Origin of the sequence: Natrinema sp. CBA1119 (assembly GCF_002572525.1) — an archaeon.
Taxonomy (GTDB): domain Archaea; phylum Halobacteriota; class Halobacteria; order Halobacteriales; family Natrialbaceae; genus Natrinema.
Window position 1 is genome coordinate 181874 of record NZ_PDBS01000008.1, and the last position, 26278, is coordinate 208151.

The 26278-nt window shown below is 60.2% G+C and carries 17 protein-coding genes and 1 pseudogene; 11 read left to right on the plus strand and 7 right to left on the minus strand.

All coding sequences use genetic code 11. From position 1 onward, the window contains the following. Positions 1-107: 107 nt before the first annotated feature. On the plus strand, positions 108-899 hold the full coding sequence (locus CP556_RS23080; protein ID WP_098727948.1) for an SDR family oxidoreductase: 792 nt from the start codon (positions 108-110) through the stop codon (positions 897-899). Positions 900-980: 81 nt separating this feature from the next. Here the strand turns inward: CP556_RS23080 and CP556_RS23085 are convergent, their stop codons facing one another. Further along, positions 981-2375, minus strand: a complete 1395-nt coding sequence (locus tag CP556_RS23085) for a M20/M25/M40 family metallo-hydrolase (RefSeq protein WP_098727949.1) — start codon at positions 2373-2375, stop codon at positions 981-983. 310 nt (positions 2376-2685) lie between these two features. Between CP556_RS23085 and CP556_RS23090 the strand changes: the two genes are divergently transcribed. From CP556_RS23090 to CP556_RS23105, 3 genes are all read left to right on the plus strand, one after another. Further along, complete coding sequence (locus CP556_RS23090; RefSeq protein ID WP_098727950.1) at positions 2686-3735, plus strand: TAXI family TRAP transporter solute-binding subunit; 1050 nt, start codon at positions 2686-2688, stop codon at positions 3733-3735. Positions 3736-3762: 27 nt separating this feature from the next. After that, positions 3763-5769, plus strand: coding sequence for a TRAP transporter permease (locus CP556_RS23095; RefSeq protein ID WP_098727951.1), 2007 nt, complete (start codon positions 3763-3765; stop codon positions 5767-5769). A 516-nt stretch (positions 5770-6285) separates the two neighbouring features. Next, entirely contained in the window at positions 6286-7560 is a 1275-nt protein-coding gene (locus CP556_RS23105; protein WP_098727953.1) for an MFS transporter, read from the plus strand. A gap of 542 nt (positions 7561-8102) precedes the next feature. Here CP556_RS23105 and CP556_RS23110 read toward each other — a convergent pair. Then, a complete protein-coding gene (locus CP556_RS23110) occupies positions 8103-8852 on the minus strand; it encodes an SDR family oxidoreductase (protein ID WP_098727954.1) in 750 nt (249 codons plus the stop codon). A gap of 960 nt (positions 8853-9812) precedes the next feature. On the opposite strand from CP556_RS23110, the gene rdfA reads away from it, so the two are divergent. Both rdfA and CP556_RS23120 read left to right on the plus strand, forming a co-directional pair. Beyond that, positions 9813-10475, plus strand: coding sequence for a rod-determining factor RdfA (rdfA, locus tag CP556_RS23115; RefSeq protein ID WP_098727955.1), 663 nt, complete (start codon positions 9813-9815; stop codon positions 10473-10475). Positions 10476-10821: 346 nt separating this feature from the next. Beyond that, a complete protein-coding gene (locus CP556_RS23120; RefSeq protein WP_141551751.1) occupies positions 10822-12696 on the plus strand; it encodes an archaea-specific SMC-related protein in 1875 nt (624 codons plus the stop codon). 174 nt (positions 12697-12870) lie between these two features. On the opposite strand, the pseudogene CP556_RS23125 reads toward CP556_RS23120, so the two are convergent. Next, positions 12871-13860: pseudogene (locus tag CP556_RS23125) on the minus strand (winged helix-turn-helix domain-containing protein). A gap of 195 nt (positions 13861-14055) precedes the next feature. Next, a complete protein-coding gene (locus CP556_RS23130) occupies positions 14056-16803 on the minus strand; it encodes an efflux RND transporter permease subunit (protein WP_098727957.1) in 2748 nt (915 codons plus the stop codon). 626 nt (positions 16804-17429) lie between these two features. Here CP556_RS23130 and CP556_RS23135 point away from each other — a divergent pair. Next, positions 17430-18038, plus strand: a complete 609-nt coding sequence (locus CP556_RS23135) for a TetR/AcrR family transcriptional regulator (protein ID WP_098728260.1) — start codon at positions 17430-17432, stop codon at positions 18036-18038. 271 nt (positions 18039-18309) lie between these two features. Here the strand turns inward: CP556_RS23135 and CP556_RS23140 are convergent, their stop codons facing one another. Further along, a complete protein-coding gene (locus tag CP556_RS23140; RefSeq protein WP_098727958.1) occupies positions 18310-19347 on the minus strand; it encodes a sodium:calcium antiporter in 1038 nt (345 codons plus the stop codon). A gap of 332 nt (positions 19348-19679) precedes the next feature. Between CP556_RS23140 and CP556_RS23145 the strand changes: the two genes are divergently transcribed. After that, positions 19680-20105 carry a zinc ribbon domain-containing protein gene (locus tag CP556_RS23145; protein ID WP_098727959.1) on the plus strand — a complete coding sequence of 142 codons (426 nt, stop codon included), beginning with the start codon at positions 19680-19682 and terminating at the stop codon, positions 20103-20105. 5 nt (positions 20106-20110) lie between these two features. On the opposite strand, the gene CP556_RS23150 is transcribed toward CP556_RS23145, so the two are convergent. Continuing rightward, a complete protein-coding gene (locus CP556_RS23150) occupies positions 20111-20734 on the minus strand; it encodes a TetR/AcrR family transcriptional regulator (protein ID WP_098727960.1) in 624 nt (207 codons plus the stop codon). 180 nt (positions 20735-20914) lie between these two features. Between CP556_RS23150 and CP556_RS23155 the strand changes: the two genes are divergently transcribed. Genes CP556_RS23155 through CP556_RS23165 form a run of 3 tightly spaced genes read left to right on the plus strand, consistent with a single transcriptional unit; the run spans position 20915 to position 23813 of the window. Continuing rightward, positions 20915-21514: a TetR/AcrR family transcriptional regulator gene (locus CP556_RS23155; protein ID WP_098727961.1), complete on the plus strand. Its 600-nt coding sequence runs from the start codon at positions 20915-20917 to the stop codon at positions 21512-21514. Continuing rightward, a complete protein-coding gene (locus CP556_RS23160) occupies positions 21511-22983 on the plus strand; it encodes an MATE family efflux transporter (RefSeq protein WP_098727962.1) in 1473 nt (490 codons plus the stop codon). The genes CP556_RS23155 and CP556_RS23160 overlap by 4 nt, the downstream gene beginning before the upstream one ends. A 5-nt stretch (positions 22984-22988) precedes the next feature. Beyond that, positions 22989-23813 (plus strand): polyprenyl synthetase family protein, encoded by an 825-nt coding sequence (locus tag CP556_RS23165; RefSeq protein WP_098727963.1) that lies wholly within the window; start codon positions 22989-22991, stop codon positions 23811-23813. A gap of 272 nt (positions 23814-24085) precedes the next feature. On the opposite strand, the gene lonB is transcribed toward CP556_RS23165, so the two are convergent. Then, positions 24086-26230, minus strand: a complete 2145-nt coding sequence (gene lonB, locus CP556_RS23170) for an ATP-dependent protease LonB (protein WP_098727964.1) — start codon at positions 26228-26230, stop codon at positions 24086-24088. Between the last annotated feature and the right edge of the window lie 48 nt (positions 26231-26278).

The window sequence follows — 26278 nt, forward strand, 5'->3', positions numbered from 1 at the left end:
GAATGGATTGTCGGGTCTGGACTAAAGCGTTGGTATACCACCGTACAGCACCGAATCGGCACGGCTACCGCAGTAGATATGTATGTGGGTAGTGATACCACATCACTATGGACTTGCAACTAGACGGTGACGCGGCACTCGTCACGGCATCGAGTAGCGGTCTCGGGAAAGCCTCGGCAAAAGCGCTCGCACGAGAGGGTGCAAACGTCGTACTCAACGGCCGCGACGAGGACCGGCTCGAGGCGGCCCGCGAGGAGATTTCGGCGGTCGCCGACGGCCGCGTCGTCGTGCAGCCGGGCGATCTGACCGACCCGGACGATATTTCGGCCCTCGTCTCGAGGACGGTCGACGAGTTCGGCGGGATCGATCATCTCGTAACGTCCGCGGGCGGCCCCGCGAGCGGTCCGTTCCTCGAGACGACCGACGAGGACTGGTACCACGCATACGACCTGCTCGTCATGAGCGTCGTGCGGCTGGTCCGTGAAGCGGCCGACGAATTGCGCGCGGGCGACGGGGGCAACGTCGTCCACATCACCTCCCGGAGCGTGAAGGAAGCCATCGACTCGCTCGTCCTCTCGAACTCGGTTCGAATGGGCGTCATCGGCCTCGAAAAGACCCTCTCGCGGGAACTCGCACCGGAGGTACGCTTCAACAGCGTGCTTCCCGGCCCGATCGAGACCGAGCGGATCAGCGACCTGATCGAACAGTCCGTCGAGCGCGGGGAGTTCGACTCCTACGAGGAGGGACTCGAGGCGAAGGGGAGTGCGAACCCGCTGGGACGGATCGGCCGACCGATGGAGCTCGGGAATACGGTCGCGTTCCTCTGCTCGCCGGAATCGGCGTATATCAACGGGATCACCGTCCCCATCGACGGGGGGCTCGGTCGATCGAACATCTGACGGGTCGACGGTCGACCTCGCAGGTCGAACCCGCTCGACGATCGTTTTCGCACGTCCACCGGCGGACGCGCTGACCCCGGATTACTCGAGATCCGCGTTGGACAGCTCCTCGAGCAGCGCGACGGTCGTTCGAGCGCCCGCGCGGAAACACGCGAGCGCGATGTTCTCGTCGGGGGCATGATTGTTCTCGTCAGCATTGGCGTACGGAACGACCAGACACGGGACGTCGAGATTGTCGGCAAAGACGTACGTCGGCACCGAGCCGCCGAGCGAGGGCTTGAGAATGGGATCCGCGTTCCACCCCTCCCGGACGGCTCGCATCGTCGGCTCGACGACCGGACTGTCCGCCGACGTCCGCTGGGGGGCCATCGCCGCGACGCGCGAGAGCGTCACGTCGATGCCCGCTGGTGCTCGCTCCTCGACGTGGCGCGAGAGGGAGTCGAAGACGTCATCGGGATCCTGATCGGCAACCAGGCGGAAGTCGATCTTCGCTCGAGCGCGTGACGGTAACACGGTCTTCATGCCTTCGCCGTCGTAGCCGGCGTCCAACCCGGCGACGTTCAGGTTCGGGCGGCAGAGCAACCGCTCGACGTATTCGTCGTCCGTGTCCGTCGCGAGCGCGGAGAGTCCGAGATCGGCTTTCACCGCCTCCTCGTCGACCGGGATCGCCTCGAGTATCTCTCGGTCGCGATCGGTCAGCGGACGCACGTCGTCGTGAAACCCCTCGAGCGCGATTCGGCCGGTTTCGTCACGGAGGGATGCGAGCAGTTCGACGACCGCGGTCGCGGGGTTGGGGACCGGGCCCCCGAAATTCCCCGAATGGAGATCCCGGTTCGCACCCGTCGCTTCGATATCGACGTAGAGCAATCCGCGCGAGCCGAGCAACACGTGCGGGCGTCCCGACTCGTCGATCGGCCCGTCCGCCACGAACGCGACGTCTGCGTCGAGTTCATCGCGTCGGTCGCGCACGAGCCACTCGAGGTGTTCGCTCCCGCTTTCTTCTTCGCCTTCGATAAGCAGTGTCACATCGGTCGGTACGCCCGTGGTCTCACGGAGCGCGCGAACCGCACAGAGGTGCGCGAACCACTGTCCCTTGTTGTCCCCGGCACCGCGCGCGTAGAGGCGCGGCTCGCCGTCGGGCCCGTCGCGCAGGGTCGGTTCGAACGGCGGCGATTCCCATTCCGTGGCGGTTGCCGGCTGGACATCGTAGTGACCGTAGAGCAACACGGTTGATTCATCCTCGCTCGCTTCTCCATCGGCGAACGCGTGGGCGATGATGGCCGGTCGTCCCGGTGTCTCGACGATCTCCGCTTCGTCGAACCCGTACTCGAGGCAGGACTGCCGGACCAGTGTCGCGCAGTCGTCGATCCCCTCGCCGGTCGCACTGATCGACGGCTGGGCGAGCAACGAGCGCAGGTCATCGAGGACGGCTTCGTCGTGACGCTCGAGGAACGCGGACGGCGTTGCAATTGTCATTGGACGGGCCTCCATCGAGACGAAAGCGGTTCAGCGAGCGCGCGCAGATTCCGTGTCATACTCACCCACATATACCACGCTAAGAAAGAAAGCTCTAGGGCTCCCAGCGATCTCGAGTAACGACAGTTTTCGATCCAGAGACCGGTGCCAGTATCGGAATTTCACGGTGTTCGCTCTGTTCAGTCGTATTTACACCTTGTCCGAATGAAATAGTAATTATGGGCTTTTATCTAGTTTCTCGTGACTGATACTGAACACGGTGGGAGTGGGAGAGAAGCTTTAAATAATATAAGCGTTATAATGCATAACGATGTTTGGGAATGACAGACAGACACGCAGGGACGTACTACGGGGAACTGCTGGAATCGGGGCGATTTCGATCGCCGGCTGTCTCGGTGGCGACGGTGGGGATCAGGTCGATCTGACAGTCGGTTCGTCGTCATCCGGTTCGTCGACGTACGGTAACTCGCAGGCGATTCAGCGGGTAGTGAGTCAGGAATCGGACTACCTGAATTTCATTACGCAGGACGCGGGCGGTGACCCCCAATCAATCCGACTGTACGCTGACGGGGAGATCAACTCCTACTCCGCGGGAAACTACATCATGAACCAGGCGCTCACGGAGACGGGTCCGTTCTCCGATGAGCCCGTTTCGGAGTTTCCACAGTTAGGATTTGGTCACCTCTCGCTGAACCTTTACTGGATGGCACTGGAGGACAGCGATATCCAGACTACCGACGACCTCGCCGGGAGGGACGTCTACTGTCTCCCCGCTAGCTGGGGACTCCGTGCGATGACCGAAGAGATGTACGGCGAAGCGGGTCTCTGGGAAGGCCTCGAAGAGAACGTCGTCAACGTGGAGACGAGCCAAGCGGCCAGCGCACTCGACGAAGGGCGGGCCGAGGCATTCATCGTGTACACCTCGAACTACACCCAACTGCCTTCGTGGGCGACGGAGATCGACTCGCGCGTCTCCGTTCGGGCGATCGAGATGACCGACGATTACGTGCAAGCAGCACAGGACTTCGCAGGCGCTGGCTACGAAGAAGTCGACGAGATCGGCGGCTGGGAGCAGGACGTTCAGGGCGGTGACTTCCCGAAGCACACGTGGACGGAGACCTACCCGTACTACTTCAGTCCGGACATCTCCGCGGATGCCGTCTACGACCTGATGGAGATCTGCCACAACAACTACGAGTCGATGCAGGAGGCGAATCCGACGATCCTCGACTGGTCCGATCCGTCGAACTTCACGTTCGCGCTGGTCCACACCGATGAGATCCCGATCCACCCGGGAGCCGCGGACTGGTACGAAGAGAACGACGTCTGGGACGACAGCTGGACTCGCGGCGACGAATAACACCTGCAGAACCCGTCACCGCCATACATGGTTTATTCAACAGCAGACAAAAACCGACTAGAGATCGCCAACGACGTAGTGACCGGACTCGCTATCCTGACCTGGGTCTGGATCCTGTACTTCGCGTTCACGCAAGGAATCCAGCGAATTCTATTCACTGTCACGTTTCTTGGATCGGTCATGCTCGTCTATCTTGGAAACGAACTCATCGAAGCGTATGAGGACGGTGACAAACTGGGGTTGGCCGGTCTGACTCTCTCCGCGTTCATCACCGCCGGAACGACGGTGTACTTGATCGTGAACTACAGGGAGCTGTTGCGTGTGCGCGTCGGTACGGCGTTTGGCTACGAGTACGCAATCGCCATCGCGTTCTTCCTCGTCATCCTGTACCTGTCGTACCGAGCCTACGGACTCACGTTTCTGGCCGTAATCGTGGGCGTGATCCTCTACGGACTCTACGGGAACCTCGCACCGGGAATTCTGCGCCACGCGGGATTCAGCGTCGAACGGATGATGAGCATCATGGTGCTCGACTTCCAGGGGGTCTACGGCTCTATCTCGAGAATTATCGCGACCTGGGTCGCCCTATTCTTGCTATACGCAGGGCTGATGCGTGGCTTCGGCGCGTTCGACCTCATCATGCGAATCGGCCTCCGATCCGCTAACTACGTCCGATCGGGCGTCGCCCTCTCCGCGGTGACCTCGAGCATCATCATCGGCTCGATTACCGGCAGTCAGGCTGCGAACACGGCGATCACCGGTTCGTTCACGATCCCGCTGATGAAGGAGACGGGAATGAAAGGCGAGACCGCCGGAGGGATCGAATCCGTCGCCTCGACCGGCGGGCAGATCATGCCCCCGATCATGGGCGCGGCCGCGTTCGTGATGGCCTCGCTACTCGGAATCACCTACCTCGACGTGATCATCGCCGGAATCGTTCCCGCGATGATCTTCTATGGTTCCGTCACCATCGCCGTCCACTACAAGGGGATCGGCCAGCTCCGCGGACAGACGACCAAGATCAACGTCGAGAGCCAGTTCGAGGAAGAGATGTCGCAAAAGGAGTTCATTATCCAGTGTCTCCGGTTTGGCATTCCGTTCGCCATCCTGGTGTACATCCTCGGCGTCCTTCAGTATACGGTGCTCACGGCCGCGCTGTACACGATCATCGCGATGTTCATCACCGGCTTCGGGTTCCCGCTGGTCCAGACAGCGACGGAGGGTGGCGACCTCGGGGCCGAGTTCGTCAGTCTACTCGGCGACGCGGCGTTCGGCTTCAGAGAAGGGGCGATGATCCTCGCACCGATCGCGATCATTATCGCCGCCATCAACGGCGTCGTCGACGTCTTCACCGCATCAGGGATTCCGGGAATTCTCTCGCTGGCCCTGCTAGACCTTTCCGGCGGCGTCATGTTGACCGCGGTTATCCTCGCGATGGTCATTTCGATCGTTTTGGGGATGGGGATGCCGACGGTCGCCGCGTACGTCATCGTCGCGGCGCTGATCGCACCGGCGCTGGTCCAGCAGTTCTTCGTTCCGGACCTTGCAGCACACTTCTTCGTGCTGTACGCTGCGATTCTGTCGGGACTGACGCCGCCGATCGCGATCGCGGTCGTCGTCGCGACGGGAATCGCGGAGAGTAACTTCTGGCGGACGGCCCACGAAGCCATGAAGATCTCCGCACCGATCTACGTCCTTCCGTTCGCGTTCATCTACAACCCCGAACTCGTCGTCGGTGGGTTCGGTATCGACACGTTATTCTCGGGACTCATCGCACTGGCCGGTGCACTGGGAATTTCTCACGGCCTCAACTACTACGGGACGTTCTTCCACGAGAGTCCGTTCATCAAATTCCCCGTCAAAACCGTCTTCTTCGTCCTCGGCGTTCTCGCGATGGTCTACCCGGACGACATGGTGCGTCTCGGCTGCGTCGCCGTTATCTTCGGGATGATAGCGATTCAGCTCCGAAAACCGATCCTCGAGCGCGTCGGCGGACGATACGGAACCGACTCCATCGGAACCACCAGGGACTAGGGACCGAACACCGGTTCAGCGTAGATTTTTAGTTCGGCTCGGCGATAGAGACGCGCGACCACCGTGAGCGAGACAACGGTTCGAACACTCCCAGCCGGTTCGATCACCGCGAGTCGCTCTCGAGCGGAGCGTCGATCACTCCTCGAGGAGTCTCGCTTCGAAGAACGGATACTCCTCGAGCCACCCCCGGTCGTAGTCAGCGTCGTACTCGGTCGGCTCAATGCAGATTCGATCCCCAATCTCGAGTGCGTCGTCGGACTCGTCGATCGGTGCGAGCAGCCGGGTCCCCTCGTCCAGTTCGACGACCGAACTGACTGCAGTGGGCGAACGGAACAGTCGTTTCAGCGGGCGTTCGACCGAAGAGGGCGACGGCGGACGCGCATTTGATTGGAAAATATGTAGCCGAATAGTGGGTCAGCTAGACGTAAGACGATAGTCTATCCGATCGGCTGTCACACGTTTCACAATCAATAAGTGACCCCGTGGCGTCCCGTTCGACAAGATAACCACGTACTCATGGGACTCAACACAAACGATCGGTCGATCGCCGGCTTCACGATGGCAGGCCATTCGCTGGTCCACTGGTTCGAGACGTCGATTCCGATCTTTCTCGTCGTCTGGCTCGCGGAGTTCGACGTTTCGGTTGCACTGGCCGGCGTCATCGTCGCGTTCGGATACGCCCTGTTCGGGTTGGGCGCACTTCCCGCCGGCGTCCTCGTCGACCGATACGGTCCGAAACGGTTGATCCTGCTCTGTCTCGTCGGTATGAGCGCCTCGTTTCTCGTGCTCGCTCTCTCGATGTCGATTTACGCAGTCGCGATCGGACTCATCTGCTGGGGCGTCACCGCGAGCGTGTACCACCCCGCCGGACTCGCACTCATTAGCACCGGCGTCGAGGAGCGCGGGACCGTCTTCGCCTGGCACGGGATCGCCGGCAACGCCGGTATCGCCCTCGGCCCGTTCGCCGCGGCGACGCTGTTGTTCCTCGTCGATCAGTGGCAACTCGTCGCCGCAATCCTCGCTGTTCCGGGGTTCGTCGCGGCCGCGTACGGGCTCCAGGCCGACTTCGATTCGACCGCCGCCGAAAGCGAGGCGGACGCCGAGGCAAACGACGCCCTGTCGTTGGGCGAATTCCTGACGAACTCGCGAGTGTTGTTCACGAGCGCGTTCGCCGTCGTCTTCGCCATCATCGCCGTCGAAGGGCTCTACTATCGCGGAATGCTCACTTACCTGCCGGAAATCCTTCACGGTCTTCCCGCGATCGGCGATATCACGCTTTCGACCAACCTCGAGGGAATCTCGCCCGGCGATTACATCTACGTCAGTCTGCTCGTCGTCGGAATGGCCGGTCAGTACGTCGGCGGTAAGCTCACCGACCGTATCCGATCGGAGCGCGGGCTGATAGCCATTTTCGCCGTCCTCTGCGTCCTCGCGCTCGCGTTTGTGCCGATCATGTCGATGGGGCTAGTGCCCATCGTCCTCTACTGTATCCTACTCGGGTTCTTCCTCTTCGCCACCCAACCCCTCTACCAAGATGCAGTGGCGGTCCACACACCCGCACGTGCACGAGGCCTCTCGTACGGCTACACCTACGTCGGTAAGTTCGGTATCGGTCCGGTAAGTATTGCGATCGGTGGATTCATCCTCGGCGGGTTCTCGACGGCGCTGTTCTTCGGCGTGCTCGCGGCGTTCGCGTTCGGTGGGATGGCGCTGACAGCGGGACTGCTCGTGGCGCTCAATCGCACGAACTGGTGGCAAACGACCACGGGCGCGACGAAATCGAGCGACTAACGGCGTACGACCATTGAATAGGGTGCAGCAGGACGGTCTCTATTCTGATCGACAGTACTCTAAAACGAGTAGAACCCCCCTCTCGTCTGCGACAACGTCACGGGTAATGTAGTCGGTGAGCGTTGGCTCGGCTCGAGAAGCCGACGTCGAGCAGTATGCAACAGTGCCAATAGTAGCATTGTGGCAACAGTGCCAATAGTATTGTATTAATCCGACTCGGTTCGAGTTTAGAACTGATTACCGAACTACCCCCCGAAGATGTGAAACGGTAGCACGCTATTTCCTCCTTCAGATAGCATTTCCACTCACAAAAGCGGACCAAGTGAGTGTAGCGGCCTAATCAGCCGGAATCAGTGCAGTAGGGACTGACTCGACATGACGTTCGTTTCCGGGAGAACACACCGTGGTCCGAATTACGGGCCGGTCCCACTGTCTCATCCCCGAATCCGTTCCGATCGGTCTACAGCCGTTCGATTCACCGATGCGGCGCTATCGATCGTTCCTCGATAAAGAACGGAATCCCGCTGTCGCGTCGGGACGGGCTAGCCGGAAAACTTGTCGCGACGGTACAGGTCCAGTTCGCTCACCGTGTTGGGCGTCTTCTGACGCGCGGCGAACGCGATCGCGTCGGCGACGGCTCGAGGCCCGGTGACTTCGTCCTGTTCGTAGCGTTCCTTCGAGATCCGTTCTCGGAACTCCTTGCCGAACTCCGTCCGGACTTCCGACGGGTTGACGATGCTGACGGCGATGTCGTCCGTCCCGACCTGTCCCGCGAGGCTCTTCGCGAATCCACGGGTCCACCACTTCGTCGCCGCGTACAGCGGCGCGCCAGGACTGGGATTCTTGCCTGCGTAGCTCGCGACGAAAATCGCCGTTCCGTTCGTCTCACGGAGGTGCGGAATCGCTGCCCGGGCCGCGTAGAACATCCCGTCGACGTTCACCCCCATGACGGTCCGATACTGGTCGGTCGGAAACTCCTCGACGGGCGTCTCGGAATCGGTCGCGATCCCCGCGTTGTTCACCAGCACGTCGAGACGGCCGAACTCTGAGACCGTCTTCTCGACGGCCGCCTCAACCTCGTCTTCGTTGCTCACATCTGCGGGACAGACGAGCGCTGACGCGTCGGTCTCGGATTCGATTTCGGCCGCGAGTTTCGTCAACCGATCCTCTCGACGGGCGACGAGTGCGACGTCGGCACCATCGGCTGCGAGTGCGCGAGCCGTTTCCCGTCCGATTCCCGCGCTCGCACCGGTAACGATCGCTCCGTTGTCTGCCAGTGGGTGGGTTGCCATCGGTGAGACATTGTCGCGGTGATGCTAAACTCTACGTGTTACTGCTGAGACCGTATACAGAGCCGCGTCGATTTCCTCGGCGATTGGAGAGAATCACGTCGGTGGATTCGCCGTGTTCGTGTCGCTTCACCGGGTCGATACCGGCTGCCTCGAGCGAGCGTCGAACACGGCTACGTGCGTGCAAGTTGGTCCTGTCCCCCATGGAGTTGAGTACGATGTCCCGCGTCGGAATGCAGCCTCCATGATCGACCATACAGTTCGTTCTCACGAGTTTTCCCGTACCAGTCCCGTGGGTCAAATATGCTTCTCAACGGTGCTTTCCGAATGGCCCCGTTTTCGATCCCGTTCTGTAGACAGGAACGTGAGCCCCTATTCGTTACATAGCCCTCTATCACACGATATTCCACGACAACTATCACACATCCAAAATATTGGTGAGAACTGAGGTATCGACCATCTGGAAGTGTATTGTCATCAATCACCAAGGAAAGGCCGTTCAAGGGTATCGAACGCGATTATCAAGTACGAACGGAACGACACGAGCGATCACTGCCTCTGGCTCCTCGAGCCGTCAGTTATGACGGCGATACAGTGGCTGGAATCACGGTGCGGTCTCGTGGCCCGATCCGCGACGATAGTCCGTTCGACGCATTCGTCGGGTCGGAAAGCCGATTGGGAACGAAGCCACATACCGAGTGTCGACAGCGGTGGATAGATCGGTGAGTTCCGTCCCACTGTATGAACCGTCACGGAGCCGGCTACCGACAACGTAATTTACAACAGTACTACTGGAAAGCAGGTACTGTGTGAACGGGGCGTGAGTCGTCAGAAGGGAAACGATTTTCTTCGTGATATACGATGAACAACCTAAGATGACACGTCAGGGTTCAGGCGGCCGCGGGAGGTATCTGGAGGCGAAGCCGGAATGAGTGATGCGGTCGAACCAGAGGTGGAACGATGATGAGTGACGCGGTCGAGAACGAACACCAGTGCACGTGCAAAATCGGTCGCGCCATCGATCGGTACGATCTCGACGGACTGAACGGAGAACTCCAGCACCGACGCGATGTCGCGGATGCGAGCCTTCGGACGCTCGCGGAGTATATCAACGAGCGGATCCTCGAGACGGCGCTCGCCGAGGTAGAGACCGATCTAACGGACGTCGCGTACGGGGCAGTTAGCGCCGACGACGCCCTCTCAGCGGTGTATGAAACGCTGACGAGCGACACAGTGCCGGCCGATCGCGAAGCGCGAGTCCGAAAACGCTTCGAACAGAACGGAATCGATATCGAAGAGATCGAGTCCGACTGGGTCACGCATCCCACCGTCCGTTCCCACCTCAACGATTGCCTACAGATCGACACGGCCCGGACGACGAAAATCACGGCCGGATCAGCACGAAATACGATCGAATGGGCGCGAACGAGATGCGCTCGAGTCGTCGAACAGACAATCTCGCGGCTCGTCAGCGCAGGGATCGTCTCGATTCGTGATACCGAAGTCGCCGTCACGATTCAGATAACGTGTTCCGACTGTGGTTCGACGTACCGATTCGGAGAGTTACTCGAGTACGGATCGTGTGCCTGCTCCGCCGACGAAACGACCCCATTGGATCACCGATAGCTCTCCAGCGTTCCCCACCACGCTATCGTGACTTCCGTTTTCGGCACATGCGACGGATTTGCGAGTGCGGACTGAGACTGCTCACCAGCTAGCCGTACCCGTCAGTTCGTGTTTACCGGTCGTTCGTGGGGGGAACAGCCGCTCACTGAGTTTACAGCTTGATTCCCACCCCACTCGGAACGGCGCCATCAAAGAAACCTGATTTCTGTTCAAAAATGTTTTCGTAACTACTTCTCACACGATGGATATAAATGAGTGAGCTGTGATACAACGAACAATGGAACATTCGAATAGAACCGTACAGAACACGCATGCCGAGGTACCAGTCGAGTTAGCGGCCGAAAACATGGGTGGAATCGATTCGTCCGCTATCGAGTTCCAGAGCGGGGTCAATCTCCTCACCGGACGGAACGCGACCAATCGAACGAGTCTGCTTCGAGCGGTTACCGGCGTTCTCGGTGGAACGAGCGCCACCCTCAAGAGCGACGCGGACGAGGGCCACGTGACGCTCACTATTGGTGACCGGGAGTACTCACGCCGGTACAACCGCACGGAAACCGGCGTTCAGGTGACGGGCGAACCGTACGAGGAAAACAGCGAACTCATCGATCTCTTCATCTCCCTTCTCGAGAACAATCCGGCCCGTCTGGCGGTCGAACGCGGTGACGACCTCCGCGAACTCATCATGCGACCGGTAGATACGACCGAGATCGAACAGCGGATCCAGCGCCTACAACGCGAGCGCGACGAGCTCACCGACACGGTCGATCGCGTCGAGCGGCGCTCGAAACAGCTACCTGCACTCGAGGAACAGCGCCAGACGCTGACGGCAGAACTCGAGTCGCTCGAGGTGGAGATCGAGTCACTTCGATCGGAGGTAACCCAGTACGAGGCCGACGCCGAAATGGCGGAGGAAGCCGAGGATTTGGTCGACAAACTCGACGAGCGGCGGAAAGAGCGAAGCGAACTCACGGACCAGATAGATCTGGTGACGGCCGAAATCGAGGCCCTCCGGGAGCGGCCCGAGGAACTCCGCACTGAGCGCGACGAACTCCCCGAACACTCTCAGGCCGATCTGGAAACCGTTCAAGCGGAACTCCGATCGGTCAGAAATCGGAAACGAGACCTCGAAAATACGGCCGCGGACCTCTCCGCGATCGTCGAATTCAACGAGGACATTCTCTCCGACAGCATCTCGAATCTGCCCGAGGAATCGGCCAGCGACGATCCGGTCGCGGAACTCGCCCCCGAATCGGACCAGGAAGTCACCTGCTGGACCTGCGGAAATCGGGCCGAACGCGGGGCGATAGCCGATCGGCTGGAGAACCTTCGGAACGTCGTTACGGAAAAGCGAACCGAATCCACCGAACTCGAGTCTCGGATCACCGAACTGGAGCACGAACAGGAAGCGATTCGAGCGGCGATCGAGGAACGAACCGAACTCGACCGGAAACTCGACGACATCGAACGGAAACTCGAGGCGAAAGCGGAGCGAAAGGAGTCTCTCGAGGAAGAAGCCGAGGCGGTACGCGAAACGATCAGCGAACTCGAGACCAACGTAGCGGACACCGAAGAGTTACGCGACAGTGATCTGTTGGAAACGTACGAGCGAATAAGCGACTTACAGTACGAGCAGGGTCAGACCCAACAGGAGCTAGCGTCCGTTGAAGACGAAATCGAGGAGATCGAATCGTTGTCGGACAAATCAACGCTGCAAGAGCAACTCAACGAGATCCGTCAGGAACTCAACTACGAGCGCGGACGGGTGGCCGAACTCGAGTCCGAATCAGTCTCGAAGTTCAACGAGCATATGGATGAAGTGCTGGACATCCTCAACTACCGAAACATCTCCCGGGTCTGGATCGAGAGAAAAGAAGCGGAAAGCGGGAGTCACGGCTCGGATTCGACGTTCGACCTTCACCTGGTCCGAGAGTCGGACACGGGATCCGTATACGAGGATACGATCGCGAATCTGAGCGAAAGCGAACGCGAAGTCATCGGCCTCATAGTCGCACTTGCCGGCTATCTCGTCCACGAAGTGTATCAGCACGTCCCGTTCATGCTACTCGATTCCCTCGAGGCGATCGATTCGGACCGTATCGCCGACCTCATCGACTACTTTTCGGAATACGCACCGTACCTCATCGTCGCACTGCTCCCCGAAGACGCATCCGGAATCACGGACAAGTATACGCAGATTACGGCTGCGGAACTGAACTGAACCCGTTACGGAATTCGTTTCGGAAAAAAGCTACTGCTCCGACGGTGACGGTTCCCCGGACCGAGACGCAGTGTAGGCGAAACGCGCACCGGAACACCGTTTGACGCAGTACTCTCGATCCCGTCTATCCGCTGAGTGACTCGTAACGCTACGACGCGCCATCTATAGTAGACGTTAGAAGTAATTGCTTACTCTTGAACTGAGAGTTGAGTAAGCGCGGTACAGTCGCTGTTAGTAACTCGCTGGGGATGTGAGAACCGATTCCTGAGAGGGGGTGCAGCCATCGTTACCACGCCCGACTGGATTCGATTCCGGCGAATACGCCGGAAACGTGGCGAATGCAGAGTCGTCACGGTCCTCGAGGACAGTGACGACCGATGCCAGGACGGACGGCGCTCCCTCCGGAATGACGACCGAGCTATCTTCGTACCGTTGTATAATTCAAAACTGATATGTTTTGAGTAATCCGCAGTACCATACACCTCGGATCGAGAGAAAAAAGTGATCACCGTCCCCGGTGGTCGCGCCCGAGAGAGGCATCCAGCCGCGTTGCCCGAAAAATTCGACAGATGGCCGCGACCTGCACGGAAACGACGCGGTACGCGGCTCGACGTGGACGGATCTCTCGGTTTGATCGAGAGAGACTACTGTGGCGTCCATTTCCCGCCGCTTTTTTTTCGGGTTCCGCACGAAAGGTTCTCGCTCGTCAACATCAGATTCAGCGGTTTCCAGGCGAGATTTTTGATAGCTCAATCCCGCTTGGTTGAGCAGCCGCCGACAACTCGAAATCGAGTATTCGACGGCATAGCTGTCGTCGAGATATTGCTGGACGAGCACCGGCGTCCACATCGTCGTATCGAAACCGACCTCCTCGGGTGATTCGTGGACAGCTTCCTCGAATCCAATTTGATTTTTCTGACATTTTTTGTTTTCTCTCAGATCAGTGAGTATCAGTTACTGCCTGCTCGAGCGACTCGTCGGTGTCGAGTCGTTTGAGCCAGCTGTAGATCGGCCGTCGTTGAACGTCGTACCACTCGACTAGCGCGGTCTGCGTGAGGCCATTTTTGTACGCTATTGCCGCTACTAGCCGTTGTGTCGGTTTCTTCTCACGTTGTCGAGAGCATCTTGCAATTTCTCGACAGAGATCTCGTCGAGATGATTCACTGTGTTCAGTACAAGTTTCTGAGTAGAACGTTCTAACGGCTACTACGGACACACCCGTCGAAGTCTTTCGTCGGGTGGGTGCTCACCGATCTCACGCACGAAGACCTCAACGCTGAGTACCGGTCGTCACATCTCTGGGCCCCAGATGTACACGGTATGATCGAGCGAAAAATACCACCGGCGTCTGTGGTGCGTCTACAAGTCGTCCGAGTCGCTGGAACGAGCGGGTTCCGTTTCGGACTTCTCGATCCGCCCGCCGTCGCTGGCTGCGGGTGCGGTCGAATCGCTACTCGGCGCCTGGAAGGAGACATCGGGGCCGAGATATTTCGTCCAGACGACGAGCAGACTCGGGAGGACGAGCACGCTCGCGAGGAACGCGTAGATGATCGTCAGCCCGGTAATGATCCCGAACTGCTGTAGCGGTGGGAGGATGGCGAACGCGAGGACGCCGAAGCCGCCGACGGTCGTTGCGGCGCTGCCGAGCAGCGCACCGCCCGTGCCGGTGACCGTCCGGGACATCGCTTCCCAGACCGATCCCGTCCGCTTCAGTTCCAGGCTGTACCGTTCGCTCATATGGATGCTGTAGGCGACGCCGAGTCCGACAGTGAGGCTCGTGATCATCCCCGTCATGACGTTAAACGGGATCTCGAGCAGGTACATCGTCCCGAGAATCCACGAGACGCTGAACACGACCGGAAGTAGCGTCACCGCACCGAGAGTTGCACTCCCTTCTCTGATCCGGTAGCTGACCATCAGGAACGCGAAGACGGCCACGAGCGTGATCAGCAGGCTCTGGATGACCGTGTCCATCAGCTGCTTTTGCACGATATCGAACAGGATCGTCTGTCCGGTCGCGGTCGCCTCGAGCCCGCTGCCGTCGATTCCGTCCGCGATGGATCGCATTTCGGTCGTGACGTCGCTCATGGCGGCCGTCCCGCTGGTCGAGATGACCATTCGAACGGCCTCGTAGTCACCACCGGTGGACGAGTCGTCCACCGTGGATCCCTCACCGTCATCAGTTCGATGAATGACGGCGGCCGCTTCGTCGGGGGCGACCTCGAACAGTTCGTCGTACACCTGCTCGAGGTTCCGATCGGGCACTCCGTCGCCGTCCGTATCGGCCGCGGTGAACGTCGCGTTGAACGATTCGTTCTCGGCGGCAACCCGTTGCATCGTCCGGAGCGGACTCTGGACGTCGGCCTCGCCACTCGAGAGGGTGACGGCAACGTCGCTGTCGGCGGTCTCGTTCTCGGCGTCCGAGACCCGCTGTAACGTCTCAGGATCAGTAACGTTGCCCTCGATGAGGATCTGCGCCTGGGAATCCTCCCGGACGAAGTTCTGGTTGACGAACTCGAGGTTCTCTTTCATCGAGTAGTCGCCGGGCTTGAACGGCTCGGGGAGGTTCTTCGTCCATTCAGGCGGGTCCTCCGCGATGAAGTCCTCCTGATTGAAGCTGGTGTCGACTTGCGTCGCGCCGTACGCACCGCCCGCGCTCACAAGGGCTGCAATCAGGATGATGACGATCGGGATCCGTCGCGCTGCCGTCGAGCCGACCGAGAGCGCCTGACTGAATCGGCCCCCGCCCGTCCCGAACGCGCGCTTTTTCCGATCGTAGCCACGGTTCTCGAGGAACTCGTCGAGTTCGGCCTTGAGCGCTGGAACCAGGGTGCCGAACACGAGCAGGGCGACCGTGATGCCGACCGCGCTCACGACGCCGAAGTCCTGAATCGGCGGGACCGGGCTCGTGAGGTTCGAGAGGAATCCGATGGCCGTCGTCGCAGTCACCAGCACGAGCGCGATGCCGACGCCGGCCAGCGCCACTCGCATCGATCCTCGAGCGTCATCGTTGCCGTATGCACCACCGTGCTGGCGCTGCTCGCGGTGGCGCATGAATATGTGTATCGCGTAGTCGATAGAGAGCCCGATTAGCAAAACCGGGACCGCGATGAACATCTGGTTGAAGTCGATCCCGGCCCACCCCATGAAGCCAAACGTCCAGACGAGGACGGCGGCGATTCCGAACAGGCCGAGCAGGATATCCAACACATCGCGGTACGCGACGATCAGGGCGACGACGACGAACAACAGCGCGAGCGGGCCGACGATCGCGAGGCTATCGACCATCGAGTTGTTGATCTCTTCGCCCATGATCCCGCCGCCGAAGACGATGACCTCCGATCCGCTCGCCTCGACGTTGTCGTTCGCGATGGACTGCATCGCCAGCTGTGCGTCGACGAGCGCGTCGGATGCCGTTCCGCCCTGACCGCCGTCGCCCTCGGACTGGTGCGTGACCAGCAGCATCGTCGCGTTCGCGCTCGTCGAACCAGTCTCGTAGTTCGTCGGCATGAACGCCAGCCCGCTCATCTGGCCGTCGGAATCCTCACTCAGCACGGCACCGAGTGCGCGTTCGTACTCCGTAGCGTTCATCGACTCGAGCGCGTCGATCTGGTCCTGCAGCGTGGGCGACGCGGGGGCCTCTTGGGCCGCCTGTTGTTGATTCGAGTCGTTCTCCTGGGTCGCTTGCTGTTGATTGGTGCCGTTCTCCTGGGCTGCCTGTTGCCCCCCGGAGAGCGACGCGAGCGCGACGAGGTTCGCCGCGCCGACCGTCGGCTGTTCGTCGACGAGCGTCCGATTGATCGTCTCGTTCTCTCGGAACGACTGTTGCAATCGGAGTTGTTCGACCATCGACTCCTGGGAGAGGACGTTTTCACCCTTGACGATTACTTGGGCTGACGTCGTATTTTCCTGCCCGGTCGTGAAGTTCTCCTCGACGTAGCTCAGTTTCTGGGCTTCCGTCGAATCGCTCTGGAACTGGTCGAGCGACGAGGACTGCTCGATCATGCCGGCACCGGCGCCCATGAAGACTGTGAGAACGAGCATGATGGCGATCACGGCCCGACTGTGGGCCATGATCGTCTCGGAGAAGCGGTCGATCCAGCTCATTCGTCGAGCCAGTCCCCGTGAGCCGCGTCTCCGACCGTGTTATTCGAACTGAATGCGAGTCGTTCGCGGAGTCGATGGGCCGATACCCCGATCGATCGCCGTCGGGTCTGCACCGGGCTCATCGCCACCCACTCCGTCTCGGTTCTTCGATCATCTTGTGACTGACTATTCAGTCAGCCCTTATCAACCTTCTCACTGTCGGACGCTGCACAATGGCTGAAACGGGGGATGAGAGGGTCTCACAAGTCCGGAACTGACCATTCAATCAATATTTATAGGTGGCGATAGTATACCGTTTCCAGAATGGGAACTGCTACAGAACCGAATCGGAGTCGGCGTCGCTCCGAAATCGCCATGTACGGTGCGATCGTGGGCATCCCCGTCGCCTCGCTGAAACGAATCGGGTGCACGCAACGCGGCGATACCACATCAGTTCGGACAGACAACACGTTACGTCCGGCACGCGATCGACATCGCCGTGCTCACGAATTCGGCACCGCGCCACAGACCTCGGTTCCGTCAGATTTGCGGGCCGGTGTCCGCGGGAATCCGGGATCCGTCCGGTGTCCAACGCTGGCAACCGCACGTTTCGGCGAGAGATGGCTGACAGCGAGGAGGCTAGCAATATGACGCACCCACCACCGTTCCTCGAGGAACCGGACGATACTCGGGACGCGATCATGAAAGCGACATATATCGCGCTCTGTAAACACGGATACAGCGACCTCACGATCCAGCGGATCGGAGACGAGTTCTCGAAGAGCAAGTCGCTGTTGTACCACCACTACGACAGCAAGGACGACCTCCTCCTCGATTTCCTCGAGTTCATGCTGGACCAGCTCGAGGAACAGCTGCCGACGTACCGAGAGGGTGGAGCCGACGCCCACATCGAAGAAATAGTCGATAGCACGTTCTCGTTCGGCGACGGCAGGCCGGACACCGATTTCACGCAAGCACTCGTCGAGCTCCGAATACAGGCCGCACACGACGAGGACTACCGCGAGTATTTCACCCGGAGCGATCAGTTCGTCAGAAAACACGTCGTCCACACGATCCGCTCGGGTATCGAACAGGGCGTTTTTCAGGAGGTGGATCCACAGGAAACGGCAGCGCTCTTCCAGATCGTGTTCTCCGGAACGATGACCCAGCGCGTAACCAGTAACGACGACGTCTTCGACGACGCCCGCGCCGAATTCGAGCGATACGTGCGAAACTGCCTCCTCGAAGCGGAGTGAGACGGCGAGCAAACGACTATAGTACCAACTGCAACTAGTTACACACTGATCGCACAGTACGCGGTTCTCGCTCACTCCGTTCGCTCACGGCTCGCTTTGCTCGCCGTTCGCATTTCCGCGGTTCTCGCTCACTACGTTCGCTCCGAACCGCGCTACTGTCGTGCGAGCAGGTGTGCAGTGACTTGCAGTGGCTACTATAGATTCTCTGCAAGATCCTCGAGACGTTCGCAACGTCATCTCTGACCCCGCGAGCCGAGATAGTAGTCGCCCGCTACGTTCCCTTGAGGAGATGTGTCACGCCGACGGTTTCGGCGATGATCCACGTGACGAACAAGCCGTAGGCCAGGAGTAGCACGACGGATTCCCGCTTCGTGACCGAGAGATCGGTGCGCAAAAACGTGAACAAGAGAACGGTGGCCAGGGTGAGGACGCCGAGCATCGGGACGGCCACCGCGAAATCGACGGGCACGCTCCCGACGATGAGAACGCCGATCGGAATCGCGACCAGAAGGTCGAACGTGTTCGATCCGAGCACGTTCCCGAGACTCGTGATCCCCTTGTCCGCCTTGGCAGACCGGACGCTCACGAGCGTGTCCGGAAGGCTCGTCGCCGCCGCGATGATGGTGACACCGGCGAGGAACTCGGGGATACCGAACGTCTGGCTGAGCGATTCGACGCCACCGACCAGCTGTTCGACGGCCACGAGGATGACGAGTAAGCCGACAGCGAGTGTTCCCCACTCGTGGCCGACGGAAATCCCAGTCGGTGCGTCTTCGGCCTCGTGGTCGCTGACATCTTGCCACTGGATGAAGAGATACAACCCGTAGAGGAGGAGGGGGAGCAGCGCTAACGGACGCGTGAGCTGTCCGGTAAGTTCGGGTCCGTCGGGAACGGGAACGTAAATCACGGCGAGTGCGAAGGTGATGATCAGCGTGGCAACGGCGATCATGTAGAACTGTGCTTCCTTGTACACGATGGCCCGGTTCGTGTCTAGGTCGCCGTCCGTCGCGATCCCGGAGAGTGCGGGGATGACGAGAATGTTGAAAATAGCGGAACCGACGATCGCCCCGATACCCATGTTGAACGTTCCGGCAAGCGCCGTGAAGACGACGCTCGACAACTCTGGAAAGCTCGAGCCGATAGCGACGACGATCGATCCCTGGACGACCGCTGGCAATCCGTAGTATGCCGAGAGGCGTTCCGCTGAGTCCTCGAGCCAGTTACTGCCGACCCAGATGAGGCCAGATGCAACGACGATGACGAGCCCGTTGACAACGGGCACGTCCGGGAGTACACCACCGAGGGCCATTGCCCGTCGATACCGACTCGAGTCCTTTTAATTATTCTATGGATCGATACCGCGCTCTCGTCGTGCGGTCGGGTCTGCAGTGACTTTCAGTTGGGGCTATCGACCGGTCACGCGAGCGTCTCGGATCGAACTCCGGTCGGTGTTCGGCGACGAGAGACGACGTTTACGACTGCATCGAGACCCCAATCGCCGTCCTCGCGTCTCGAGCGGTCAAGCGAATCGGTCCGCAGCGGTGCGACTCTACACCGGGTGTTGTCGAGAGGTGAGCGAAGCCGTTCGAGGGGGAGCCGAAAGGGAGAAGGCTTATTGCTGACTGACCGATTAGTCAATATATGCCCCAGTCGCTACCACAGAAACGACCGTGGTTTGCAGCGCTTCTCGCAGCGTTGGCTACCGGTCTCGGCCACCTCTATCTCCGTCGGTGGGGTCGCGGGATCGGATGGCTCGTTGCCTCCTTCGGCGCGAGTGTACTGTTCGTCGATCCGGCGGCGGTCGACGCGTTTCTGACCGGGAACTGGACTCCCGGAACGCTGCTGGCGGTCACACCGATGTTCATCGTCATCGGACTCAGCGTCGTTGACGCGTATCGGATCGCGCAGCGACAGAACGCTGCCGCCAGTTCGTCCGATGACGCCGACGAAAGCGCGGTCGCCTGTCCCCACTGCGGACACGACCTCGATCCGGAACTCGAGTTCTGTCACTGGTGTACGAATTCCGTCGAGGACGTCGACCGGATGCGTCAGATCAGCAGTGAGTAGGCCCGCTAGCCGCGCTGCGACCCGTCTCCTCGACGGTCGTTCACCAGCACGTTCGCCACGTACTCGTCGGCGATCCGCCTCGCCGTCGTCAACGCACGCTCCTCGTCTAGTACGACCGCTCGAGTGCGGGCGCCGTCGACGATCGTCATGAGCGCTCGCGCCTCGTGTTCGGCGTCGACAGCTGCGAACACGCCCTCGTCGATCCCGTGGTCGATCACCGTCTGAAGCATGTACCGGACGTACTCGTCGTTCTGCCGAAACCGTTCGCGAAACCGTTCCTTGTACGGTGCCTGACTACGCATTTCCAGTATTGCGACGAGCAGATCCAGGTGGTCCTCGGGGTCGACGAGCAGTTTGTCGAGTAGCAACTCGAGTCGCTGTTCGGGGTCTGTCGTTTCGACCTCGTGGACCGCATCCTTGAACTGCTCGAGGATATAGTCCAGGAACGCCGCGAGTAGATCCTCTTTCGTATCGTAGTGATAGTGGATCGCAGCGGTCGACTTTCCGTATTCGTCGGCGATCCGTTGGATCGTGAGATCGGCGTATCCGTGCTCTCGAAGTGCACGGTACGTGGCCCGCATGATTGCCTCGTTTGGGTCAGAGACTGTCTCTGTCGGCGGATCAGCCATCGTATCGATACTCACGTAGGCGAGGGATAACAGTTTTGACCCACTCGTCAGGATGAATCGTTTCGGTATCTCCTCGACCGCCGCCGACTGAACGAACGCAAAACGAAGCGATGGTTTCGGACCGATCCCGTTTCCGAACGCTTTTGACTAACTAGTCAGTAAGTAACCGTATCGACCGACATGAACGACGAACCAACCAGTGAAATCCTGGATGCAACATATCATGCCCTCTGCAAGCACGGGTACGCTGCACTCACGTTGCAGCATATCGCCGATGAATCCCCGATGAGTAAAGCATCTATCCACTACTACTACGATAGCAAGAACGAACTGTTCGTTGCGTTTCTTGACTTTCTCTACGACCGGTATACGACCCAGATAGATTCGACTGCCAGGGACTCTCCCCGAGAACATCTCCGCTCACTACTCGAGGTGTTGCTCACTGATGAGGAGGACACGCCCGGGACGGAGTTCCGCACTGCAATGCTCGAAGTGACGGCACAGGCTCCGTACGACGACGAAATCCGGGACCGCCTCGTCGAATTTGGCGACTATCTCTTCGAACGGATACGACAGATAATCGCGGCCGGCATCGACGCGGGTGAATTCGACGAGAGCGTCGCTCCGTCGCGTATCGCCGAGGTGTTCACGACGCTGATCGTGGGATCTCACACTCGTCAAGTCGCGGTCGAGTATTCGACGGATCGTCTCTCCGAGACCATTACGTCCCATATTGAGACGGATCTACTGATCAGGACACCGGTGGAGGGAGCGCAATGACGGGCATTCGACGTCGCATCAGTTCGCTCTTCAAAGGGCGTGAGGAGTTCGACCTCACGTCGGGCGGCATCGGAAAACCGCTCTTCTTCCTGTCGATGCCGATCGTCGTCACGAACCTCTTTCAGACCGCGTACAATCTCGCGGATACGTTCTGGCTCGGTCAGTACAGCACGGACGCGCTCGCGGCGATCAGCTTCGCGTTCCCGATGGTGTTTCTACTGATCTCGCTCGGAATGGGCATCTCAGTCGCCGGAAGCGTTCTCGTCGCCCAGTATACGGGTGCTGGCGAGGAGACGGAAGCCGAATACGCCGCGTCACAGACGATGACATTCGCCGGCATCGCGTCGGTCATCCTCGGCGTCGTCGGCTATCTCTTCGTCGGAGACTTCCTCGGATTCATGGGCGCGTCTCCCGACGTGCTCCCGATGGCCTCGAGTTACATGGAAGTCATCTCGCTGGGTCTTCTGTTCATGTTCGGGTTCGCCGTGTTCGTCGCGCTCATGCGAGGCTACGGAGACACGATCACACCGATGCTGGTCATGTTCGGCTCGGTGGTTCTCAACATCATCATCGACCCGTTCCTGATCTTCGGGTGGACGGTCGTCGAGAACGCACCGCTCGTGGGCACCATTGCCTTCCCCGAACTTGGAATCGAAGGCGCCGCGATCGCGACGGTGTTCTCTCGTGCGCTGGCGCTGGTCGTCGGCCTCGCGATCATGTTTCGCGGGGAGCGTGGCGTCCAGATCAATCTCCGAGACATGGTGCCCGATTTCACCTATCTCCGCCGCCTCGCCCGAATCGGCGTCCCCGCCTCGATCGAGGGGACGGGACGAGCCGTGTCGATGAACCTGCTGTTGTTCATCGTCGCGTTCTTCCCCGATACAGTCGTCGCCGCGTACGGGATCGGCACGCGCGTCTTCTCGGTCGTCTTCCTGCCCGCGATCGCGGTCGCCCGCGGTGTCGAGACGATGACCGGACAGAACATCGGTGCGGACAAGCCAGATCGAGCCGAGCAGGCGACGGCGCTCGCAGCGAAGGCCCTCTTCGGTATCCTCACGGGTGCGGGAGTTCTCATCTGGTTCGGTGCGGCACCTATCGCCGACCTGTTCACGACGGATCCCGAAGTGGTCGAAATCTCCACGGAGTTTCTGCGCTACGTCGCGCTGACGTTCGGGTTCATCGGAATTATGCGGGCGTACACGGGTAGTTTCCGCGGTGCCGGGAAGACGCTCACTGCAGCAGCGATCTCCGTGCTGATGCTCGGGTTCATCCGCTTCCCGATCGCGTGGGTTTTCGCCAGTTCGATCGGCGAATCGGGCATCTGGCTCTCGTTTGCCGCCTCTAACGTCGCCGGTGCGGCCATCGCGTACGCGTGGTATCAGCGCGGGACCTGGCGAGCGGGAGATCTGACCGAATCGGACGTCGGCATCGATGAGACCAGTGTCGAGGTCCCGACAACGGACGACTAACGACGATGGCTCACAACCTCTCACTCACTGACCGACGGACCGAAATCGACACCCGACTCGAGCGGGCGCTCGACGGGACAGAGAGCGGTCGGTTAGCTCCCGCCTCGACGGCAGTTCTGGAGCGTGATACTCGGTGGTACGGGCAACTGGTAGCCCTCTCTCACAACTCTCTGGCGACGACGGCGGATCGAGCGGTAGCGGTTCCCGCAGCGACAGCGATCGAACTGCTTCGCGGATACCTTCGGCTTCGCGAGGAACTGATACGCCAACTCGACAACGAGGCCATTGATTCGTTGCAGCGGGAGGTGACGCCCGCATTGCTGGCCTCGGACTACCTCTATACGTCGGCGTATTCCACGCTCGGAACCCTTCCCGCGGATTGCATCGCGGAGTGCGTCGAAGAACTCACGACCGTCTCGGAGTCGATCATCGAGGCGTTGGGAAGCGACTGTCTGCAGTCACCACCGTCGCCGGCCGAGTACTGCTCGGCTATCGATAACACTGCCGGCGCGCTCGGTCGAGGGGCTGCCGTCATCGGTGCAACGCTGGCGGGTATCGACGGCCCAGACGGCGACCACTTTGCGACACTGGGGCGTGGATTCGGCACGGTCTGGAAGATACAGGATATCCTCGCTTCTGATGGTCTCTCTGTCCGGACGGGGACAACACTCACTGAACGCCGACTCCGCCAGCACGCGAACCGACGCCTCCGAGAAACGGACCGCGCGCTTCGACAGCTTTCGTCCGCTGTCGACGTCCCCTCCTTGCGAGCGTTCGGTGCGGAAACTGTGTCGGAGAGTATAGCAGGTCGCAGCAGCGACGAATCGTAGCAACAGCGACTGATCACAGCGGCCAGTATGAGTGAGTGGTCGCAACGAAGCAGCGCCGCGTGATACGGTCTCCCTCGAGTCGGCACCAGCGAAATACGACGCCTCTCGTTTGTGCCTGGTCGTGCTTCTCACTCTCGAACGCCGCGTCTGGAACTCTCCGTCCGCTGCAAACTGGTGTGTTCACGGTGCGCAAAATTGAATCCACCTCGCTCCGACGAACAGTCGTTATCGCCCGATACTCGTACTACCGCGAACAGCGACTACCGGGTCGGTTACTGCAGGCTCGGATTCGAGCCGGTGGTCGAACCGACGGTGCCCTGATCGAACGTCGTCCCGGTGATCGATTTCAGCCGGTCGACCAGCGAGTCCTTTTTCGGTTCGCCCATGAGGGCGACGTCGAGGACCTCACTGATGTTCGAACAGGGGATGATCTCGATCATCTCCTCGTACTCGTCCTCGATCATCACGTCCTGCTCGTTCGCTTCGGGGATGATGACCGTGGTGCAGCCGGCCTTCGCGGCGGCCTCGATTTTGTGGGTGACCCCGCCAACTGGCAGTACGTCGCCGCGCACGGAGAGCGAACCGGTCATCGCGATCGACTGGTCGACCGGGATGTCCTCGAGTGCGCTAATGACGGCGGCCGCAACCGTAATCGAGGCGGAGTCGCCGTCGACACCGCCTTCGCCGGCCTGAACGAACTGGATGTGGACGTCCTTCTCCGAGAGATCGACGTCGGAGAACTTCTTGATGATCGCGGAGACGTTCTGGACCGACTCCTCGGCCATCTCTTGCAGTTTGCCGGTCGCGATCACCTGACCGCCGCCCTGTGCGGGCGCGATCTCGGCCATCACGGGGAGCATAATACCCGAATCCTCGCCCATGACGGCGAGGCCGTTGACGCGGCCCTCGACGCCGCCGTCGTTGACCTGTAGCTCGTAGTCCTTGCGGCGCTCGATGTAGTCGTCGGCGAGCTGTTGCTCGATCGAGCGCGATCGGTCTTTGGCCCGAAGAACGTCGTCTCGAGTGGTGTACTCACGATCCTCGGCGCGGGCGATGTCTCCCGCGACGCGGATCAGCCCACCGAGGGTACGGAAGTGCAACGTGAGGTGGTTTTTCCGACCCGAGCGCCGCTTGGCCTCGAGGAGGATCTCCTCGACGGCGTCGTCGGTGAAGTGGGGGAGGCGGCCGTCGCGTTCGACCTCCTGGGCGATGAAGCGGGCGTATTTGCGCCGCATTTCGGGGGTGTCCTCGATGGTGTCGTCCATGTAGACCTCGTAGCCGTACCCCTTGATCCGGTTGCGGAGCGCGGGGTGCATGTTCTCCATGGCGTCGAGGTTCCCCGCGGCGACCATGATGAAGTCACAGGAGACGGGTTCGGTCTGGACCATCGCGCCCGAGGAGCGCTCGGACTGGCCCGTAATGGAGAACTCGCCTTCCTGAATCGCCGTCATCAGCTTCTGCTGGGTCCGGATGTCGAGCGTGTTAATCTCGTCGAGGAACAACACGCCCTTGTTGGACTTGTGGATCGAACCGGGTTCGACCCGTTCGTGACTCGGAGTTCCCATGCCGCCGGACTGGAACGGGTCATGGCGGACGTCGCCCAGCAGCGCGCCGGCGTGGGCACCGGTCGCGTCCTCGAAGGGGGCGACGCGCTGCTCGCCGTTGTTGACGAGCAGGTTCGGCACCATCGCATCCCCACCCTTGCCCATGGTCCGAAAGATCAGCCAGATGACCCCCGCTGCAAGAAAGCCGAGCAGGAGGGGACCGACGAAGATGGCGTAGCCGATGATGGCTGCGATGATGACCCACATCAGGATCGAGCGCCGCCGGTTGTGCTTGTTCGCCTCCTCCCTGTGAGCGTCGACGATCTGCTCCCCTTTTCCGGCAGGGACGGTCCGTACTTTCGGCTCGTTGTCGTCGTCCGGATTGGGATAGACTAAGACGTCCTGTAGGTCTTCCTGCGGAAGCAGTTGGCTCATCGCCTTCGCCAGCATCGATTTGCCGGTCCCCGGCGAGCCGATCATCATGACGTGGCGGCGCTGCTTCGCCGCTTTGATAATTATGTCTCGTGCTTCGTCCTGACCGATGACCTGATCGACGAGTCGGTCGGGGACTTCGATATCCTCCGTCGAGTCGATCTTCAGACCGCCGAGAAGGTCGTCCTCGGCGATCTCCTCGTCGACCTCGACGCCGGGATCGACTTCGACCGTACTCCCCAGATCGTCGACGGTCTCGATATCGTCTCTCTCCTCCTCGTCGGACGACGACTCGAACTCGTCGCTCGGATCGTCGACGTCGGGACGACGGTCGCCGTCTTCCTCGAGCGGCGACTGATCTCCCTGCCGCTCGGACCGTTCCTCGTCGGCGGTGTCCGAAGCGTCTTCGGGAGAGTCATCAACGTCTGTATTGTTACTCATAGAACTCGATTCAGTATCGAAGACGAGGGGATTGCGACAGATATACTT

What these genes read in the sequence shown, in the direction of transcription:
- CP556_RS23080 (WP_098727948.1), top strand. Translation starts at nt 108, where the DNA reads ATGGACTTGCAACTAGACGGTGACGCGGCACTCGTCACGGCATCGAGT.
- CP556_RS23085 (WP_098727949.1), bottom strand. Translation starts at nt 2,375, where the DNA reads ATGACAATTGCAACGCCGTCCGCGTTCCTCGAGCGTCACGACGAAGCC.
- CP556_RS23090 (WP_098727950.1), top strand. Translation starts at nt 2,686, where the DNA reads ATGTTTGGGAATGACAGACAGACACGCAGGGACGTACTACGGGGAACT.
- CP556_RS23095 (WP_098727951.1), top strand. Translation starts at nt 3,763, where the DNA reads ATGGTTTATTCAACAGCAGACAAAAACCGACTAGAGATCGCCAACGAC.
- CP556_RS23105 (WP_098727953.1), top strand. Translation starts at nt 6,286, where the DNA reads ATGGGACTCAACACAAACGATCGGTCGATCGCCGGCTTCACGATGGCA.
- CP556_RS23110 (WP_098727954.1), bottom strand. Translation starts at nt 8,852, where the DNA reads ATGGCAACCCACCCACTGGCAGACAACGGAGCGATCGTTACCGGTGCG.
- rdfA (WP_098727955.1), top strand. Translation starts at nt 9,813, where the DNA reads ATGAGTGACGCGGTCGAGAACGAACACCAGTGCACGTGCAAAATCGGT.
- CP556_RS23120 (WP_141551751.1), top strand. Translation starts at nt 10,822, where the DNA reads ATGGGTGGAATCGATTCGTCCGCTATCGAGTTCCAGAGCGGGGTCAAT.
- CP556_RS23130 (WP_098727957.1), bottom strand. Translation starts at nt 16,803, where the DNA reads ATGAGCTGGATCGACCGCTTCTCCGAGACGATCATGGCCCACAGTCGG.
- CP556_RS23135 (WP_098728260.1), top strand. Translation starts at nt 17,430, where the DNA reads ATGACGCACCCACCACCGTTCCTCGAGGAACCGGACGATACTCGGGAC.
- CP556_RS23140 (WP_098727958.1), bottom strand. Translation starts at nt 19,347, where the DNA reads ATGGCCCTCGGTGGTGTACTCCCGGACGTGCCCGTTGTCAACGGGCTC.
- CP556_RS23145 (WP_098727959.1), top strand. Translation starts at nt 19,680, where the DNA reads ATGCCCCAGTCGCTACCACAGAAACGACCGTGGTTTGCAGCGCTTCTC.
- CP556_RS23150 (WP_098727960.1), bottom strand. Translation starts at nt 20,734, where the DNA reads ATGGCTGATCCGCCGACAGAGACAGTCTCTGACCCAAACGAGGCAATC.
- CP556_RS23155 (WP_098727961.1), top strand. Translation starts at nt 20,915, where the DNA reads ATGAACGACGAACCAACCAGTGAAATCCTGGATGCAACATATCATGCC.
- CP556_RS23160 (WP_098727962.1), top strand. Translation starts at nt 21,511, where the DNA reads ATGACGGGCATTCGACGTCGCATCAGTTCGCTCTTCAAAGGGCGTGAG.
- CP556_RS23165 (WP_098727963.1), top strand. Translation starts at nt 22,989, where the DNA reads ATGGCTCACAACCTCTCACTCACTGACCGACGGACCGAAATCGACACC.
- lonB (WP_098727964.1), bottom strand. Translation starts at nt 26,230, where the DNA reads ATGAGTAACAATACAGACGTTGATGACTCTCCCGAAGACGCTTCGGAC.